General features: G+C 54.8%; 21 protein-coding genes and 1 pseudogene. 14 read left to right on the plus strand and 8 right to left on the minus strand.

The window, feature by feature from the left end; genetic code table 11:
• From fliJ to rcsA, 10 genes and pseudogenes are all read left to right on the plus strand, one after another.
• Complete coding sequence (gene fliJ, locus ACQG22_RS14675) at window positions 1–444, plus strand: flagellar export protein FliJ (RefSeq protein WP_013097733.1); 444 nt, start codon at window positions 1–3, stop codon at window positions 442–444.
• A complete protein-coding gene (gene fliK, locus ACQG22_RS14680; protein WP_045903213.1) occupies window positions 441–1,676 on the plus strand; it encodes a flagellar hook length control protein FliK in 1,236 nt (411 codons plus the stop codon). Before fliJ ends, fliK begins: the two co-directional genes overlap by 4 nt.
• A gap of 106 nt (window positions 1,677–1,782) precedes the next feature.
• Window positions 1,783–2,253, plus strand: coding sequence for a flagellar basal body-associated protein FliL (gene fliL, locus ACQG22_RS14685; RefSeq protein ID WP_014832480.1), 471 nt, complete (start codon window positions 1,783–1,785; stop codon window positions 2,251–2,253).
• A gap of 4 nt (window positions 2,254–2,257) precedes the next feature.
• Window positions 2,258–3,262, plus strand: a complete 1,005-nt coding sequence (gene fliM / locus ACQG22_RS14690) for a flagellar motor switch protein FliM (protein WP_013097736.1) — start codon at window positions 2,258–2,260, stop codon at window positions 3,260–3,262.
• Window positions 3,259–3,672, plus strand: coding sequence for a flagellar motor switch protein FliN (fliN, locus tag ACQG22_RS14695; RefSeq protein WP_008500318.1), 414 nt, complete (start codon window positions 3,259–3,261; stop codon window positions 3,670–3,672). Before fliM ends, fliN begins: the two co-directional genes overlap by 4 nt.
• A 2-nt stretch (window positions 3,673–3,674) precedes the next feature.
• Complete coding sequence (fliO, locus tag ACQG22_RS14700) at window positions 3,675–4,049, plus strand: flagellar biosynthetic protein FliO (protein WP_013097737.1); 375 nt, start codon at window positions 3,675–3,677, stop codon at window positions 4,047–4,049.
• On the plus strand, window positions 4,049–4,786 hold the full coding sequence (gene fliP, locus ACQG22_RS14705) for a flagellar type III secretion system pore protein FliP (RefSeq protein WP_369706973.1): 738 nt from the start codon (window positions 4,049–4,051) through the stop codon (window positions 4,784–4,786). The genes fliO and fliP overlap by 1 nt, the downstream gene beginning before the upstream one ends.
• 10 nt (window positions 4,787–4,796) lie before the next feature.
• Window positions 4,797–5,066, plus strand: coding sequence for a flagellar biosynthesis protein FliQ (gene fliQ / locus ACQG22_RS14710; RefSeq protein ID WP_008500315.1), 270 nt, complete (start codon window positions 4,797–4,799; stop codon window positions 5,064–5,066).
• Between the two features lie 7 nt (window positions 5,067–5,073).
• Window positions 5,074–5,875, plus strand: a pseudogene (fliR, locus tag ACQG22_RS14715) (flagellar biosynthetic protein FliR).
• Between the two features lie 279 nt (window positions 5,876–6,154).
• Window positions 6,155–6,778, plus strand: coding sequence for a transcriptional regulator RcsA (gene rcsA / locus ACQG22_RS14720; protein WP_013097740.1), 624 nt, complete (start codon window positions 6,155–6,157; stop codon window positions 6,776–6,778).
• 100 nt (window positions 6,779–6,878) lie between these two features.
• Here rcsA and dsrB read toward each other — a convergent pair whose 3' ends face one another.
• Window positions 6,879–7,067 carry a protein DsrB gene (gene dsrB, locus ACQG22_RS14725; RefSeq protein ID WP_013097741.1) on the minus strand — a complete coding sequence of 63 codons (189 nt, stop codon included), beginning with the start codon at window positions 7,065–7,067 and terminating at the stop codon, window positions 6,879–6,881.
• Window positions 7,068–7,195: 128 nt separating this feature from the next.
• Here dsrB and yodD point away from each other — a divergent pair, with 128 nt between their 5' ends.
• Complete coding sequence (gene yodD / locus ACQG22_RS14730; protein ID WP_013097742.1) at window positions 7,196–7,423, plus strand: YodD family peroxide/acid resistance protein; 228 nt, start codon at window positions 7,196–7,198, stop codon at window positions 7,421–7,423.
• Between the two features lie 270 nt (window positions 7,424–7,693).
• A complete protein-coding gene (locus ACQG22_RS14735; RefSeq protein ID WP_336340025.1) occupies window positions 7,694–8,524 on the plus strand; it encodes a mannosyl-3-phosphoglycerate phosphatase-related protein in 831 nt (276 codons plus the stop codon).
• Here the strand turns inward: ACQG22_RS14735 and dgcQ are convergent.
• The 3 genes from dgcQ to ACQG22_RS14750 form a co-directional block, all read right to left on the minus strand.
• Entirely contained in the window at window positions 8,509–10,209 is a 1,701-nt protein-coding gene (dgcQ, locus tag ACQG22_RS14740) for a cellulose biosynthesis regulator diguanylate cyclase DgcQ (protein ID WP_336340024.1), read from the minus strand. The two genes, ACQG22_RS14735 and dgcQ, sit on opposite strands and share 16 nt — an antisense overlap.
• A 73-nt stretch (window positions 10,210–10,282) precedes the next feature.
• Window positions 10,283–10,465: a YodC family protein gene (locus ACQG22_RS14745; RefSeq protein WP_013097745.1), complete on the minus strand. Its 183-nt coding sequence runs from the start codon at window positions 10,463–10,465 to the stop codon at window positions 10,283–10,285.
• A gap of 78 nt (window positions 10,466–10,543) precedes the next feature.
• Window positions 10,544–11,464, minus strand: coding sequence for a DUF808 domain-containing protein (locus ACQG22_RS14750; RefSeq protein ID WP_170955159.1), 921 nt, complete (start codon window positions 11,462–11,464; stop codon window positions 10,544–10,546).
• A 169-nt stretch (window positions 11,465–11,633) separates the two neighbouring features.
• Here ACQG22_RS14750 and yedA point away from each other — a divergent pair, with 169 nt between their 5' ends.
• Window positions 11,634–12,548 carry a drug/metabolite exporter YedA gene (yedA, locus tag ACQG22_RS14755; RefSeq protein ID WP_013097747.1) on the plus strand — a complete coding sequence of 305 codons (915 nt, stop codon included), beginning with the start codon at window positions 11,634–11,636 and terminating at the stop codon, window positions 12,546–12,548.
• On the opposite strand, the gene ACQG22_RS14760 is transcribed toward yedA, so the two are convergent.
• From ACQG22_RS14760 to drpB, 4 genes are all read right to left on the minus strand, one after another.
• Window positions 12,508–13,011 carry a very short patch repair endonuclease gene (locus ACQG22_RS14760; protein ID WP_095452742.1) on the minus strand — a complete coding sequence of 168 codons (504 nt, stop codon included), beginning with the start codon at window positions 13,009–13,011 and terminating at the stop codon, window positions 12,508–12,510. The genes yedA and ACQG22_RS14760 overlap by 41 nt on opposite strands.
• A complete protein-coding gene (locus tag ACQG22_RS14765; protein ID WP_062728806.1) occupies window positions 12,992–14,407 on the minus strand; it encodes a DNA cytosine methyltransferase in 1,416 nt (471 codons plus the stop codon). Before ACQG22_RS14765 ends, ACQG22_RS14760 begins: the two co-directional genes overlap by 20 nt.
• 61 nt (window positions 14,408–14,468) lie before the next feature.
• On the minus strand, window positions 14,469–15,170 hold the full coding sequence (locus tag ACQG22_RS14770) for a phosphohydrolase (RefSeq protein ID WP_013097750.1): 702 nt from the start codon (window positions 15,168–15,170) through the stop codon (window positions 14,469–14,471).
• A 51-nt stretch (window positions 15,171–15,221) separates the two neighbouring features.
• Window positions 15,222–15,491 (minus strand): cell division protein DrpB, encoded by a 270-nt coding sequence (gene drpB / locus ACQG22_RS14775; protein ID WP_013097751.1) that lies wholly within the window; start codon window positions 15,489–15,491, stop codon window positions 15,222–15,224.
• 432 nt (window positions 15,492–15,923) lie between these two features.
• On the opposite strand from drpB, the gene ompC reads away from it, so the two are divergent.
• Window positions 15,924–17,081, plus strand: a complete 1,158-nt coding sequence (ompC, locus tag ACQG22_RS14780) for a porin OmpC (protein ID WP_045292544.1) — start codon at window positions 15,924–15,926, stop codon at window positions 17,079–17,081.
• Window positions 17,082–17,097: the final 16 nt, after the last annotated feature.

Here is a 17,097-nt window from a genome sequence, read left to right on the forward strand (position 1 = left end):
ATGGCGCAAAACAGCGCGTTATCAACGCTGAAAGATCTGGCTGAAAAAGAAGTTGATGATGCCGCATTGCAGCTTGGCGCAATGCGACGCGGGTGCCAGCAGGCTGAAGAGCAGTTGAAGATGTTAATCGACTATCAGCATGAGTATCGCACCAACCTCAATACCGATATGACACAGGGCATTGGAAGCCAGCGCTGGATTAACTATCAGCAGTTTATTCAGACGCTGGAGAAGGCGATAGAACAGCATCGCCAGCAGCTTCAGCAATGGACCCAAAAAGTCGACACCGCGCTGAATTTCTGGCGCGAGAAGAAGCAGCGACTGCAGGCCTGGCAGACCTTACAGGACCGGCAGATTGCCGCGGCGACGCTGGCGGAAAACCGCCAGGATCAGAAAAAAATGGATGAGTTTGCCCAGCGCGCATCAATGAGGAAACCGGAATGATCACACTGCAACAACTGCTGATGACCGACAGCGACCTGTCAGGCGGCATGCAAACGGGGAAAGGCACCGACGGTGCGCAAGACTTTCTTTCTCTGCTGGCGGGCGCGTTAACGGACGCCAGCGGTCAGGGCAAAGATGCGCCGCTGACGCTGGCCGACCTGAAGGCGGCTGGCAGCAAGCTGTCAAAGGTCGCGAAGGACGCCGGGGGAGAGTCCACCCTGCAGGCGAAAATTGCCGATCTGCTCGCGCGTCAATCCACGCAGGCTGGCGATGAAACGGCGCAGACGACGCCGCTGCAAACGCTGGTCTCCGGGCTGATGCCTGCCGCTAAGGGCGATGCCCTGAAGACGTTGACCACGGCGAATAGCGCCGATAACAGCAAAACCGAACTGAGCGAAGAAGAGCTGGCGGGCTTAAGCGCGCTGATGGCCATGCTGCCGCACCAGCAGACCTCCACGCCGGTCACGGCGAAAGGCGCGGGCAGTGAGGGACTCAAAGCAACGTCAGCCCTGACCGCCACGACGCTTACGCAAAACGGCACGTCTGCACACGCACTGGGCAGCGCCCTGACAGGCAAGGATAACGCGCAGCCGTCTTTCGCCGGGCAGGCGCAAAACGTTGATCCGTCCCTGCCGGCCAACGCACCGGCGACGCCAGCGCTCGCCGTCGCGGCCGAGAAACAGGATCTTGCCAGCGCGTCTTCGTCTTCAACACCAACCGCCACCCTGGCGCCGATTGTCTCCAGCCACGCCACCGCGCAGCCTGCCGCAACCGTTGCCACCGCACCGGTGTTGAGTCAGCCGCTCGGCACCCACGAATGGCAACAGAACCTGAGCCAGCACATCACGCTGTTTGCGAAGCAAGGACAGCAAACCGCAGAGTTGCGCCTGAACCCGGAAGATCTGGGCCAGGTGCACATTTCGCTGAAGCTGGATAATGACCAGGCGCAGCTGCAGATGGTGTCTGCACACGGCCACGTGCGTGCCGCACTGGAAGCCGCCCTGCCGGTACTGCGTACGTCACTGGCGGAAAACGGCATTCAGCTTACGCAAAGTAGCGTCAGCAGCGAGAGCTTTGCCGGGCAGCAGCAGTCTTCGTCCCAGCAGCAACAGCAGGCGTCGCGTTCCGGCCAACATGGCGGATTTACTGAAGAGAGCGATGAGTTACTGCCGACCCCGGCAGCCCTGCAATCCGCTGCGAGCGGTAACCGCGCCGTAGACATCTTCGCCTAAACGCCAGAGGTAGCGTGATTATCCCCGTCTTTTCCACGCTTTGACGTCAGCCGGACACGGGATAATCACCATATTAAGCTGTACCGAAACAGGAAGCTCGTATCAGATGACTGACTCCGCGATCACCAAAAAAAGTAAGCGTTCCATCTGGATCCCGCTGCTGGTGTTAATCACGCTCGCCGCCTGCGCTACCGCGGGCTATAGTTACTGGCGCATGCAGCAGAAACCTTCTACTGCTGCGGCCAAAGCCGAACTGCCACCTCCGCCGGCACCGGTGTTCTTCCCGCTGGATACCTTCACCGTCAACCTCGGTGATGCGGATCGTGTGCTGTATGTCGGCATCACGCTGCGCCTGAAAGATGAAGCCACCCGTTCCCGACTGAACGATTACCTTCCGGAAGTGCGCAGCCGTCTGCTGCTGCTGTTCTCTCGTCAGGACGCTTCAACGCTTGCCACCGATGAAGGTAAGCAAAAGCTGGTCGACGCTATTAAGCAAACGCTGGCGACCCCGCTGGTGAACGGCCAACCTAAGCAGGAAGTCACTGACGTTCTGTATACAGCCTTTATTCTGCGGTAACGACATGGGCGACAGTATTCTTTCTCAGGCAGAAATCGATGCGCTGCTCAACGGCGACAGCGATAAGAGTGATGATCCGCAACCGGGCATTGGCGGCGATAGCGATATTCGTCCCTATGACCCGAATACCCAGCGTCGCGTGGTACGTGAACGTCTGCAGGCGCTGGAGATCATTAACGAACGTTTTGCACGTCAGTTCCGTATGGGGCTGTTTAACCTGCTGCGTCGTAGCCCGGATATTACGGTCGGTGCGATCCGCATTCAGCCGTATCATGAGTTTGCCCGCAACCTGCCGGTGCCAACCAACCTTAACCTGATCCATCTGAAACCGCTGCGCGGCACAGGTCTGGTGGTGTTTTCCCCAAGCCTGGTGTTTATTGCGGTGGATAACCTGTTCGGCGGCGACGGGCGCTTCCCGACCAAAGTAGAAGGTCGTGAATTCACCCACACCGAACAGCGCGTCATTAACCGCATGCTGAAGCTGGCGCTGGAGTCATACAGCGACGCGTGGAAGGCCATTAATCCGCTGGAAGTGGAGTATGTGCGTTCTGAGATGCAGGTGAAATTTACCAATATCACCACCTCTCCGAACGACATCGTCGTCAACACGCCATTCCACGTGGAGATCGGTAACCTGACCGGCGAGTTCAACATCTGCCTGCCGTTCAGCATGATCGAACCGCTGCGCGAGCTGCTGGTCAACCCGCCGCTGGAGAACTCACGTCATGAAGATCAGAACTGGCGTGAAAACCTGGTGCGCCAGGTCCAGCATTCACAGCTTGAGCTGGTGGCGAGCTTTGCCGATATTCCGCTGCGGTTATCCCAGATCCTGAAATTACAACCCGGTGACGTTTTGCCGATAGAAAAACCCGACCGCATTATTGCCCATGTGGATGGTGTCCCCGTGCTGACAAGTCAGTACGGCACAATTAACGGCCAGTATGCGTTACGCGTTGAGCACTTGATCAACCCGATTTTGAATTCGCTGAATGAGGAACAGCCCAAATGAGTGACATGAACAATCCGTCCGATGAAAACAGCGGAGCACTGGACGATCTGTGGGCTGACGCGTTAAACGAGCAAAAAGCGACCCCGGCCAAAAGTGCAGCGGATGCCGTCTTCCAGCAGTTAGGCGGCGGTGATGTCAGCGGTACGCTGCAGGACATCGACCTGATTATGGATATCCCGGTTAAGCTGACCGTTGAGCTGGGTCGCACCCGCATGACCATTAAAGAGCTGCTGCGTCTGACGCAGGGTTCCGTCGTGGCCCTCGACGGTCTGGCCGGTGAGCCGCTGGATATCCTGATCAACGGGTATCTGATTGCTCAGGGTGAAGTGGTGGTCGTGGCCGATAAATATGGCGTGCGTATCACCGACATCATTACCCCGTCTGAGCGCATGCGTCGTCTGAGCCGTTAAGAATGAAAACCCAGGCAACAGTATCACAACCTTCTGCCGTTCCCGGCTCACCGCTGCTCCAGGTGAGCGGTGCGTTGCTCGGTATTATTGCCTTTATTCTTATCGCCGCCTGGCTGGCGAAGCGTTTTGGCCTGGCGGGTAAAACCGCCGGGACTCGCGGTCTGAAGGTCAGCGCCAGTACAACACTGGGGCCACGCGAGCGCGTGGTCATCGTAGACGTTGAGGACGCACGGCTGGTGCTGGGCGTCACCGCGTCAAACGTCAACGTTTTACATAAACTGCCGCCAGCCCCTGCTATCAGTGATGAGCGTGCAGAAGCCCCTGCGGATTTCCAGTCCGTCATGAAGAGTTTGCTTAAGCGTTCCGGGAGATCCTGATGCGCCGTTTGTTATCCCTGACGCTCGCGAGCGTTGGCCTGTTTGCTCCTGCGGTTTATGCGCAACTGCCCGGTCTGGTTTCAACCCCTCTGGCGGGCGGCGGACAAAGCTGGTCGCTCCCGGTTCAGACGCTGGTGTTCATCACCTCGCTGACCTTTATTCCGGCGATCCTGCTGATGATGACCAGCTTTACCCGCATCATCATTGTCTTTGGCCTGCTGCGAAACGCGCTGGGTACCCCGTCCGCGCCGCCAAACCAGGTGCTGCTGGGCCTGGCCCTGTTTTTGACCTTTTTTATTATGTCGCCGGTGATCGATAAGATTTATACCGACGCCTACCAGCCGTTCAGTGAAGATAAAATCTCCATGCAGGAGGCGCTGGAGAAAGGCGCTCAGCCGCTGCGTGAATTCATGCTGCGCCAGACGCGCGAAGCGGATCTGGCCCTCTTTGCCCGCCTTTCCAACACCGGGGAGCTGCAGGGCCCGGAAGCCGTGCCGATGCGCATACTGCTGCCTGCGTACGTCACCAGCGAGCTGAAAACCGCCTTCCAGATTGGCTTTACCATCTTTATTCCGTTCCTGATTATCGACCTGGTGATCGCCAGCGTACTGATGGCGCTCGGTATGATGATGGTACCGCCAGCCACCATTGCCCTGCCCTTTAAGATCATGCTCTTTGTGCTGGTCGACGGCTGGCAGCTGCTGGTCAGTTCGCTGGCGCAGAGTTTCTACAGTTGAGGAGCGCGCAATGACGCCAGAATCGGTCATGATGATGGGCACGGAAGCGATGAAAATCGCGATTGCCGTTGCCGCGCCGCTGCTGCTTGTCGCCCTGGTGACCGGTCTGATCATCAGTATTCTGCAGGCCGCCACGCAGATTAACGAAATGACGCTCTCGTTCATTCCGAAAATCATCGCCGTGTTCGTGGCAATCATTGTTGCCGGGCCGTGGATGCTCAATCTGCTGCTGGACTACATGCGTAACCTGTTTACCAATCTGCCGTACATCATCGGCTGACGCGACGATGCTCCATTTTACCAGCGACCAGTGGATTCAGTGGCTTGGGGTCTATTTCTGGCCCATGCTGCGCATCCTGGCGCTGATCACCACCGCCCCGATTCTGAGCGAGAAAGCGATCCCGAAGCGGGTCAAAGTGGGGCTGGGCATCATCATCACCATCATCGTTGCCCCTTCCCTGCCTCCGGTGAATATTCCGATCTTCTCGGCCAATGCGGTATGGGTGGCGTTGCAGCAAATTCTGATTGGCGTCGCGGTTGGTTTTACCATGCAGCTGGCCTTTGCGGCCGTGCGCACCGCCGGGGAACTGATCGGCCTGCAGATGGGGCTATCGTTCGCCACGTTTGTCGACCCCGGCAGCCACCTCAACATGCCGGTGCTGGCGCGCATTATCGATATGCTGGCGATGCTGCTTTTCCTGTCGTTTAACGGCCATCTGTGGCTCATCTCCATGCTGGTGGACACCTTCCACACGTTGCCGATTGGGGAAAACCCGGTTAACAGCAATGCGTTCCTGGCACTCACCCGCGCCGCCGGGCTGGTGTTCCTCAACGGATTGATGCTGGCGCTGCCGATCATCACCCTGCTCCTGACCGTGAACCTGGCGTTGGGTTTACTCAACCGCATGGCCCCGCAGCTGTCGGTGTTCGTCATTGGTTTTCCGCTGACGCTGACGGTGGGAATTTTATTAATGTCATTGCTAATGCCACTTATCGCCCCCTTCTGTGAGCATTTATTCGGCGAGATATTCAACCTCTTAGCGGATATTGTCAGCGAGCTGCCACGTAAATAATAGTCCTCACAGTTGATATTGTCTTTCTGAGGATATTCCTAAAATAAAACACGAAAAACATCTTCCAGGATATATCTGACGCGGTTTAATTGTTTCTAACCACCTCACAATACTTAATATTTACTTTACTTTAAGATGATTCCTGGCAAATTATACGTAACTTTACGGGATAGTGAGTCCGCCTGAAAGTCTTTGTCATGCTCACAGGTTTATTAATTTTTTCCATCCCGTATGGCTGTTTATGAGCTCTCAGGCAGATGGTGAATTATCGTTACGCATTGAGTGAGGGTATGCCATGTCAACGATCATTATGGATTTATGCAGCTACACCCGGCTAGGGTTAACCGGGTATCTGGCAAGCAGAGGGGTAAGAAAGAGAGACATCAACGACGCACACACCGTTGAGGAGCTCGCAGCCGCTTGTGATGAACTCAAACCAGGCGTGGTGTTTATTAATGAGGACTGTTTCATTCACGATCCAGCCAACAGTCAGCACATTAAGCAAATCATTAATCAGCATCCTAAAACCCTGTTTATTGTTTTTATGGCGATCGCAAATATCCATTTCGATGAGTATTTGTTGGTCCGTAAAAATTTATTGATCAGTTCTAAATCGATAAAACCAGAGTCGCTGGATGACATTCTGGGGGATTATTTGAATAAGGAAGTTAAGAATGTAGGAGCGGTTAACTTACCCACCCTATCATTAAGCAGAACTGAATCAAGCATGCTGCGAATGTGGATGGCCGGGCAAGGAACGATTCAAATTTCAGACCAGATGAATATTAAAGCGAAAACCGTTTCGTCACATAAAGGAAATATTAAAAGGAAGATTAAAACCCATAATAAGCAAGTGATCTACCACGTTGTCCGCCTGACCGATAATGTGACGAACGGGATTTTCGTCAACATGCGTTAGTTGCATAAGACCTTGAGTACCCTACACGATCTCTGGCCTGGCCAGAGATTTTTGCTTTTACGGGCGCTGTCGGGCACGCACCCGGGCACCCGACGCTGTATTACTCCGCTTTCTCCACAAAGATGCCATCCGGATGCCCCAGTTCGTTAAAGAACCAGATGCCGAGCGGGTAGTCTTCCAGTGATACCAGATACATTGTACCTTCACTAAACTCTTCAATTGCCAGTACCACCCCCGGGCGGCGCGGTCCACCGTCCGTTTTGACAGTAACCCGATCGTTAACCTTCATACGTTCCTCCTGTGGTTTTGAGCCAGTGTAGAACAAAACGCAAAATCACACATCGCCACGGCGCGCGAATGGCGTTTTTGTGTTCAGTCTATAATCAATGTTGGACACGGTTGAATGAGGACCCCGAAATGAAGACCGATAAAGAGTACAGCGACACCATCAAACGCGAGGTCGAAGTGGATGTCGATGCCCTGTTGGCCGCCATCAATGAGATCAGTGAGTCAGAAGTTCGTCGTACGGATGACAACTCTGACCGGGTCATTGTTAACGGCAGGGATTATCACACCTACCGTGAACTGGCCGAGGCCTTCGAGCTTGATATCCATGACTTTAGCGTGTCTGAAGCGAATCGTTAGGGCGAAAAAAATCCCGGTCATGGGGATGGCCGGGATCAAACTTGCTTATGCAAGAAGCACTTGAAAATTCGTTACACCAGGAAATCTGATGTAGTCGAAACACTATCCTCAACGATTTTGCCTGACAAGCATATATTCTCGTGGCGAATATTATATTTTTTAAACGTGAATTTTTGTTATGAGCAGCAAGGTACGTCGAATGCGGGTTTGGCGGGATCGGTTCCGCACGTTTCCCTTCCGACAGTCCTATTTTTTTAGGAATATTCTTAGATGAAGCGCTATTCGCAATCGGAAGCTGCACGGCCTTCCCTGCAGGACACCCTGCTGGTTTTTTCCGACCTGGATGGTTCGTTGCTGGATATTCATACCTACGCCTGGCAGCCGGCAATGCCCTGGCTGGATAAGCTGCAGGATTTTCAGGTACCGCTCATTCTGTGCAGCAGCAAAACCGCAGCGGAGATGCAGGATATTCAGCAGGATCTGGGCCTCGAGGGGTTACCCTTTATTGCCGAAAACGGCGCGGTCATCCAGCCCGATGTCCGTTGGGAAAAGGCGCAGCGCCATACTATGGGAATGCTTCACCGTGACATTCGCCCGTTCATCGAGCAAATCCGCCTGCAGGCAGGGTATAAATTCACCACCTTTGACGATGTCGATGACCGGGTGATCGGCGAATGGACGGGGCTGAGCCGCTATCGTTCCACGCTTGCGCGTAAACATGAAGCCTCTGTCACGCTCATCTGGCGCGACACCGATGAGAAAATGGTGCAGTTTGAAGAGGAGCTGGCGCAGCGCGGTCTGAAATGCCTGCAGGGTGCCCGCTTCTGGCACATTCTGGACGCCTGCTGCGGTAAGGACGTGGCGGTGAACTGGCTCATTGCGCAGTATCGCGAACAGGAAGGCATCATGCCCACGACGCTCGGGCTGGGCGATGGTCCGAATGATGCGCCCCTGCTCGACAGCGTCGACTTCGCGGTGGTGATCAAGGGCATTAACCGCCAGGGCATCACGCTGCGCGACGATAACCCTGCCCGGGTGTATCACACGCAGCAAGCAGGACCGGCGGGCTGGCATGAAGGGCTGGATCACTTTCTGTCGTGATCGTCCCAGACCACCTGGTTGCGGCCGCGCTGTTTTGCCAGATACAGCCGGGCATCCGCAATGGACTGCAGTTGTTCGAAGTCGTAATTCCCCTTCTCCTGCGCGCAGCTGACCCCCATCGACGCGCTGATACGCAACGTCGTACTCTTTTTCACCAGGAGCTCTTTGCTGTCGATGCGTGAGCGTATGCGTTCCGCCACCGCTCTCGCCTCCTCCAGCCCGATACCCGGCAGGACCACGCAAAACTCTTCCCCGCCCACGCGCCCGGCAACGTCGTTCTTACGCAGGGCGCTGGCAATCAGCCCCGCCGCATGGGACAGCACCTTATCTCCGGCCTGATGGCCGAAGCGGTCGTTGATGCTTTTAAAATGATCGAGATCGATCTGCACCACCGAGAACGGCAGCGACTGCGCCTGACATTGCCCGGCCAGCGCTTTTGCCCGCTCAAACAGCGCCCCACGGTTATGGAGCCGGGTGAGCGGATCATGCCAGGCCTGCCACTGCAACGAGTGCTGGAGCGTGTACATGTTGCTGACCATCCGGCGGATCACCAGCCAGGAGATCAGCAGCATGGCGGTGAAGAGCGCCCACAGGAGCGCCAGCACGATACTGATGCTGCCGAAGTCGCCTTTTACCCCTTCATGCAGGGTATGCACCCGCAGGATAACCCCGTCAAAATGGTCGAGCCGCTCCCAGCTGACAAAACGGCTGCCGAGCCGGATCCCGCCGCCGGTATTGTTCTCAATAGCATGCGCAATCTGTGCCGTTTCACGCTCATCAAAATGGTTGGCCTCGCTTGTGGACGCTTCAGAAGAGGCAATCATATTGAGCCGGGTATCATACAGCTGATATTCACCCTCGGCGTGGTCATCCGTCGCGTCAGCCAGCATCCGTTTCATGGTATTGAGAGAAAAATCCATCGCCACCACGCCGTACCAGTAATGGTCAAAATAGATGGGTACGCTTGCGGTAATCATACGCTCGTTGCCCGTCCAGGTTGACGGCGAGGTGATAAACCACAGCACCGCGCGCGCACGGTTGTTACGTTCCGTTTGCTGCGTAAACCAAGGCTGGGTCACCAGGTGGTAATAGCGAGGGATAATATCGGCAGTCTTTGTCGCTGTCTCCGTGGAGAGGTAAAACCCGGCGCGGGAGACATAGACCACCCGTTCTTCGCTGCGCATGACCGGTGAGGCCAGCCTGAGCAAATACCCCACTTCAAGCGCAGCAGACACTTCATTATCGAGAAGTTCATCGTCGCGATTAAGCAGCGTGGTCTTTTCAACAAAGGCATCCGATACGCCGTTGATGGGCAGCGTACGTTTTGTATCCACAGCCAGCTGCCAGAAAGGACGAGACCGGTCTGCATTGAAGCGTGTCACCGCTGCACGCAGGACATCAAACGCCAGCGGCGTCTGGAGCGCATCGCCCATGCTCTGGCGAAAAAAAAGCAGTTTGTCCACGCTGAACTGAAGCTGTCTGTCCAGCGACGTGGCCACCGTTTCCAGATGGTTGCGCTGGCTTGAGATATAGGCATCTTCCAGCACCACCACTTCACGCCAGGTGAGGAGGGTCGAAAAAACCAGTACCACCAGAAAACAGAGATTAACAATCGCACCTGGATTGCTACGCTTATGCAGCCATTGCAGAAAAGTTCGTCTTACAACAAAAGTATCACGCTGCACACATACTCCCTGATCGCTTCCTTACACCCGATACTTGATATAAAAACGCCCGGCAAGGCCGGGCGTTAAGTGATTAAGCCTTGTCACGCTTTTGCCGCCCGTCACCCGGCTGAAGCTCATCTTCACGAAACGCTTCCCGCTTGATGCTGTAACCGTCATGCCACCGACACTCCACCATTCCGCTGGAATAGCCGGTGACAATCATACGTGGGCCGCCCTTCTTAGGCTTAACTTCATCACTGACCAAAAAGACCATACCTGCCTCCTGTATCAGGGTGAAACTGTTTCAATTTAGACGAGGAATGGCCTTTTTGCATCCTGGCGCGGGTAACAATTAGTGCGCCGTACCGCGCAGCTTTTCAACCAGCTTCACTGCGGCGACCACGATACTGCCCACAATAAAGCCCAGCACCAGATTAAGCAGCGTAGGCAAAATGGCCGCCACCACGGCGCCCTGCTGTGCAGCAAAATGTTCTATCGCATGGTGCAGCGGCGCAATACCGTGTACCACAATCCCACCGCCGACAAGGAACATCGCCAGCGTCCCCACCACGGAAAGACTCTTCATCAGCCACGGGGCGAGCACCAGCAGGCTTTTACCGATCCCTTTCGCTACCGCGCTCGATTTCGCTTCCAGCCAGAGGCCAATGTCATCGAGTTTAACGATAAGCCCTACCAGGCCGTAAACCCCCACCGTCACCAGAATGGCGATCCCGGAGAGGATCAGCACCTGATTCAGCAGCGGCGATTCAGACACAATACCCAGGGTAATGGCCACAATCTCCGCCGACAGAATAAAGTCGGTACGAACGGCGCCCTTGATTTTATCGCGTTCGAAGGTTTTTGGATCCTGCGCTGCCAGCGCTTCCAGACGCTGCTGGCGCATTTCTGGCGTGTCGTGCTTCTTCCTCGCGGCGAAGGAGTGCAGCACCTTCTCTACCCCTTCAAAGCATAAAAAAGCGCCGCCAATCATCAGCAGCGGCGTAATCGCCCAGGGGATAAAGGCGCTGATCAGCAGCGCCAGCGGCACCAGGATCACCTTGTTGAGGAATGAGCCTTTCGCCACGCCCCATACTACCGGCAACTCACGGTTAGCCCGCACCCCGCTTACCTGTTGCGCATTTAGCGATAAATCATCCCCCAGAACCCCTGCTGTTTTCTTCGCCGCCAGTTTTCCCATAACGGAAATATCGTCCAGCAAGGTGGCAATATCGTCCAGCAATGTTAATAAGCTACTTCCCGCCAAAATGACTATCCTTCTTTTTTTGCTAATTAAGTGAATAGTATGGAACAAAACCGCACACCCGGAAACAGGCACATTGCGTCAACAAAAATTTCACAGCAACTACACAATTAAAGGGCTCGCCAGCCCGGTAGTTTTGGCGTTTACTATGAGCGAACTTTTTATTTCGTCGTGAGGGACTATGCGTTTTCGGCACTTACTACCGCTCATCGGGGCGCTCTTTTCGCTGTATATCATCTGGGGGTCAACCTACTTCGTCATTCGCATTGGGGTGGAAAGCTGGCCTCCGCTGATGATGGCGGGTATCCGTTTTCTCTCGGCTGGCGTCCTGCTGATGGCCTTCCTGCTGCTGCGCGGACATAAACTCCCCCCGCTGCGCCCGATGCTGAATGCGGCGCTGATTGGCCTGCTGCTGCTGGCCGTGGGCAACGGCTTTGTCACCGTCGCTGAACATCAGAACGTGCCCTCCGGTATCGCGGCGGTGGTGGTCGCCACCGTCCCGCTGTTCACGCTCTGCTTTAGCCGTCTTTTCGGCATTCGCACCCGCAAGCTGGAATGGCTGGGGATTGGAATTGGGCTCGCCGGGATCATTCTGCTCAACAGCGGCGGCAACCTGAGCGGTAACCCGTGGGGGGCCGTGATTATCCTTATCGGATCCATGAGCTGGGCGTTTGGCTCCGTCTATGGTTCGCGTATTGAGCTGCCGTCCGGCATGATGGCGGGTGCCATTGAGATGCTTGCCGCAGGCATTGTGCTGCTGATTGCCTCCATGCTGACGGGCGAAACGCTGACAACCATGCCGGATCTGTCTGGCTTCCTTGCCGTGGGTTATCTGGCGCTGTTTGGCTCCATCATTGCCATTAATGCGTACATGTTCCTCATCCGCAACGTCTCTCCGGCGGTCGCCACCAGCTACGCCTACGTTAACCCGGTCGTGGCCGTGCTGCTGGGAACGGGACTCGGCGGTGAAACGCTGTCGCCGGTTGAATGGCTGGCGCTGGGCGTAATTGTTTTTGCCGTGGTGCTGGTCACGCTGGGGAAATACCTGCTGCCCGCTAAGCCTGAGGTGGTGCCGTGTCAGGTGGAGAAACCGTAAACGGATGAATGCCCTGAGTGTCGATCTGCGCGGTCTGACCGCCGCCGCAGATCCACTCTTCCAGCCGTTCGGTCAGATCCCGATCGTTCAGCTTCAGTCTGCCGCGTAGCGCACACTCCCACACCACCAGCACCCGCCATCCCTGTTCGATAAGCGTGGCGATATCCCGCCGATCGCGCTGGACGTTTTTGCCAATCTTCTCCAGCCAGAAATCGGTGCGCGTCGCCGGGACTTTAAACAGGTAGCAGTCGTGACGGTGCCAGAAGCAGCCGTGGGTAAAGATAATGCACTTATAGGCATCAATGACGAAATCAGGACGCCCGGCAAGTGCGGCATCCTGCACCCGAAAGTCAAAGCCTGCCTCAGTCAGTAGCCCGGCGAGGCGTTTCTCAATCGCCGTATCACGCGTGCCGATGGCACGCATGTTTTTACTGCGCGTCGCCTTATTGTGCACATCCGTCATTGACGGCCTCACTCTGGCGCAGGGCAACCGCCTGTTTAATGCGTGAGGACAGCAGTTTCGCCACCGCCGCAAAGGCGGGCACCACCACCGAGTTGCCAAACTGTCGGTAGGCCTGCGTATCAGAGACCGGAATGCGGAAGCTGTACCCCTGCGGCGTCTCAAACCCCATCAGCCGCGCGCACTCGCGTGGGGTTAAGCGACGTGGACGATGACGCTGGTTCTCAGGGTTATCAAAGTCTTTCTCGCCCAGCGCTTTGTCCCAGCCACGATCGATCAGGATCTCCGCACCGTCTTTGTAATAGCGCGCGGACAGGGTGCGGGTGACACAGTGCGGATCGTTCGGGTTGACCAGGCCAAAACCAAAACCGTTGCCTTTTGCCTGATGCTTTTTGGCATAGCGATAGAGGTACTTCCACAGCACCGGGGTGAGGATAAATTTCGCGTCGACGGCGGGCTCCAGAAGATCGGCGACGGACGGACGGCGCGCCGGATAGAGCGACGGGATATCCCGCAGGGTAAAATCACCTTTCAGGTTGAGATCGCGGCGGAACCCGACCAGCACAATACGTTCCCGGTGCTGGGGCAGGAAGTGTTTCCCGTCAATGATTTTCGGATCATCGGCACCCATATCCTGGGAGTCCGCCACGTCGTAGCCCAGCTCATCCAGCGTCTGCATAATAATGCGGAAGGTTTTACCGCCGTCATGACTCTTTAAATTCTTGACGTTTTCCAGCACAAAAATGGCCGGACGGCGGGCATCGATAATACGGGCGACATCAAAAAACAGGGTTCCCTGCGTATCGCAGGCAAAACCGTGGGCACGTCCGAGGGCATTTTTCTTCGATACCCCGGCGAGCGAGAATGGCTGGCACGGGAAGCCCGCCAGCAGTACGTCATGCGCCGGGATGTTCTGGCGAATATGCTCTGCCGCCTCTTCATCGCTCACGCCGCTTTTATGGCTCAGCGTGACATCGCGGATATCCGCGTTGAACTGATGCGCATCCGGGTCACAATACCAGTTGGCTTTATAGGTGCGGACCGCGTGTTTGTTCCACTCGCTGGTGAAGACGCACTGTCCGCCGATGGCTTCAAATCCGTGTCGAATGCCCCCGATACCGGCAAACAGATCGATAAAGCGGAAGGCATAATGGGGATGGGCGGCGGAAGGACGCGGAAGCAATGTTTGCAGATAACGAAACTCGCCGTCGCTCAGGCGATGCCCTGCCCGCTCGCTGGTGATAAGTCTCTTAATGATTGCCGGGCTCCAGTGACCCTCACCCTGTGCCATGAGCTGGCTGGCGAGGGTTTTGGCATCATAGATATCCAGCAGCTGGCGCAGCAGCGCCTGCACCGTTGCCGTTGATTTCTCAGCCTGCTCAGGTGCGGGCTCACTCACTGATCGATTTTCCTGCATTCTTTTAACCGGACAATAAAGACTGGAAACAGATTACCACAGTTCAACGGTGCAAACTGCGGCGGAAGCGGCTCAGTACCTGGCTATCCAGCCCCAGGCAGTCACCCTGTAATTCGGCACTCAGTTTTGCCATAAACTGGATGAGAAAATCGGCGTTGTGGCGTGCCAGCTCGCGCCCCATTTCTGTTTGCATTGTATCAGGCAGGCGCAGCAGCTTGGTCTGAAAATGGTCGAGGGCAAACGCCCGGTCATCAAGGGTTCGCGCATCAGCAAAGGGATCGCGTGCGTCAAAAAGCGGCACGCCCAGCGCCCCCGAAACGGCAAACACGCGCGCCAGGCCAATCGCCCCTAACGCTTCCAGCCGGTCAGCATCCTGCACAATTTTCGCTTCCAGACTCTGCGGCGCGATCCCGGCGCTGAAGCTGTGTGCCTCAATAGCATGCGCCACGGCGTCATAATGCGCGGGGGGAAAGTCCGGGAAGTCGCGATGCAGGATCTCACGCGTTTTACGCGCTGCCAGCTGGGATGACTGGCCGCGTTCAGGATGGTTTTTCGGCAGGCTGACAATATCGTGGAAATAGCAGGCGGTCAGGATCACCAGCGGCTCGACCGCCTGGTTAGCCAGGATTTTTTGCGCCGTCATCCAGACGCGACGAAAATGGGAAATATCATGCGCGGTGTCGTCGGTGGTGTGGTTTTCCCCGAGCCAGCGCTCAAAACGTTGCTGCCACTGCGTAAGTTCCATCATCACGTCCTGTTGTTAAAATGGTTACAATAGCAACTTTCCCGGACGCTATCACGAGTTGTCCTGACGGGGACGGGTGTACCACGCAATCCCGCCCAGGATCAGGCCGACCGTGCCCAGCACCAGAAACCCCAGCAATGCCCCAAGCCATTTGCCGCTGGTCGAACCCAAATCCCCTTCCACTGCTGCATTCGGCAGCGACGGTATTTTACTGATGACCCAAACATACCGGGCCATCGCCCAGACAAAGTAACCGCAAAAAGCGTAAAACACCCACAGGGCCAGTTTGCCTCCCAGGCTGCGTTCGATTTTTCGTTCCATCTTTCACTCCACGGTCACTGCCGTACCGTTTGCACATGCTTACTTTAGTTTTGTGACAACTGTCACAGTTTGGCATTAAACCCTGTGCTGTGTGAAGGTTTCTGACGCTCAGTTTGCCTTAAGTTGATCCTGGGCAAGGTTACAGAAGAGGACGACTGGTGAGTGTTTAATTCGGAGAAATATAATTAAGGCTAATAATAGAATTTATAAAATAACCACGAAAAATACTTAACAATAATTAACCAATATATATTTCAAATTATAATTCACGAGAAAAATAAAGCGACACTTAGAAATATTTAGTAATATTTTTACCCATTTAATTACATTTATTATTGAACTTAAACCCCCTCTCCTGGAATAGTATCGACGCTGTAGTTGCGGAGCGTGATTACATATATTCATATAAATTATCTCTAAAGGGAATATATAATGAAAAGAAAAGTATTGGCCATTCTTGTACCCGCATTATTAATGGCTGGCGCAGCAAATGCCGCTGAGATGTACAATAAAGACGGTAATAAAGTTGACCTGTACGGTAAAGTCGATGCACGTCATACCTTCTCTGACAACCCTGGCGACGATGGCGATGAAACCTATGTGCAGGTTGGCTTCAAAGGTGAAACTCAGATCACCAACGATCTGATCGGTTACGGCCAGTGGGAATATAAAACCTACGCAAATAATACTGAGTCCTCCGGTGATAAATCCTTTAACCGTCTGGCCTATGCGGGTCTGAAATATGGCGAATACGGTTCATTTGATTATGGCCGTAATTATGGTGTCGTCTATGACGTAGAAGCCTGGACCGATATGCTGCCGGTATTTGGTGGTGATTCCTACACCTGGACTGATAACTTTATGAATGGCCGTGCTAACGGTCTGGCGACCTACCGTAATACGGATTTCTTTGGTCTGGTTGAAGGTCTGAATTTTGCGCTGCAATATCAGGGCGCGAATGAAGGTCAGGACGCGACAGAAGATCAGGAAGGAACCAAAAATGGTCATGACGACGTGCGTTTCCAGAATGGCGACGGCTTCGGTATGTCTACCACCTATGATTTCGATTTCGGCCTGAGCCTGGGTGCGGCATATTCTTCCTCTGATCGTAGCAACAAACAAGAAGGTTACGGTGAGAAATACAGCGCTCGTTACGCGGGCGGTAAAACAGCAGAAGCATGGACTCTGGGTGCGAAATATGATGCTAACAACATCTATCTGGCGATGATGTATGCTGAAACTCGCAATATGACGCCATATGGTGATTATGGTATCGCGGATCAAACTCAGAACTTCGAAGCAGTAGCACAATATCAGTTCGACTTCGGTCTGCGTCCATCCCTGGCATGGGTTTACTCTAAGGGTAAAGACATGACTTACCCAGGTAACCGCAGTAATCCTCAGGGCCAGCACGGTGATGTTGATCTCGTGAACTATATCGATGTTGGCATGACCTACACTTTCAATAAAAACTTCTCCACCTATGTTGATTACAAAATCAACCTGCTGGATAACGATGATCGCTTCTACGAAGCCAATGGCATCTCCACCGATGACATCGTTGGCGTAGGCATGACCTACCAGTTCTAATCCACCAAAACACCAA

The organism is Enterobacter cloacae complex sp. 309I3 (assembly GCF_050031595.1).
Classification (GTDB): Bacteria; Pseudomonadota; Gammaproteobacteria; order Enterobacterales; family Enterobacteriaceae; genus Enterobacter; species Enterobacter cloacae.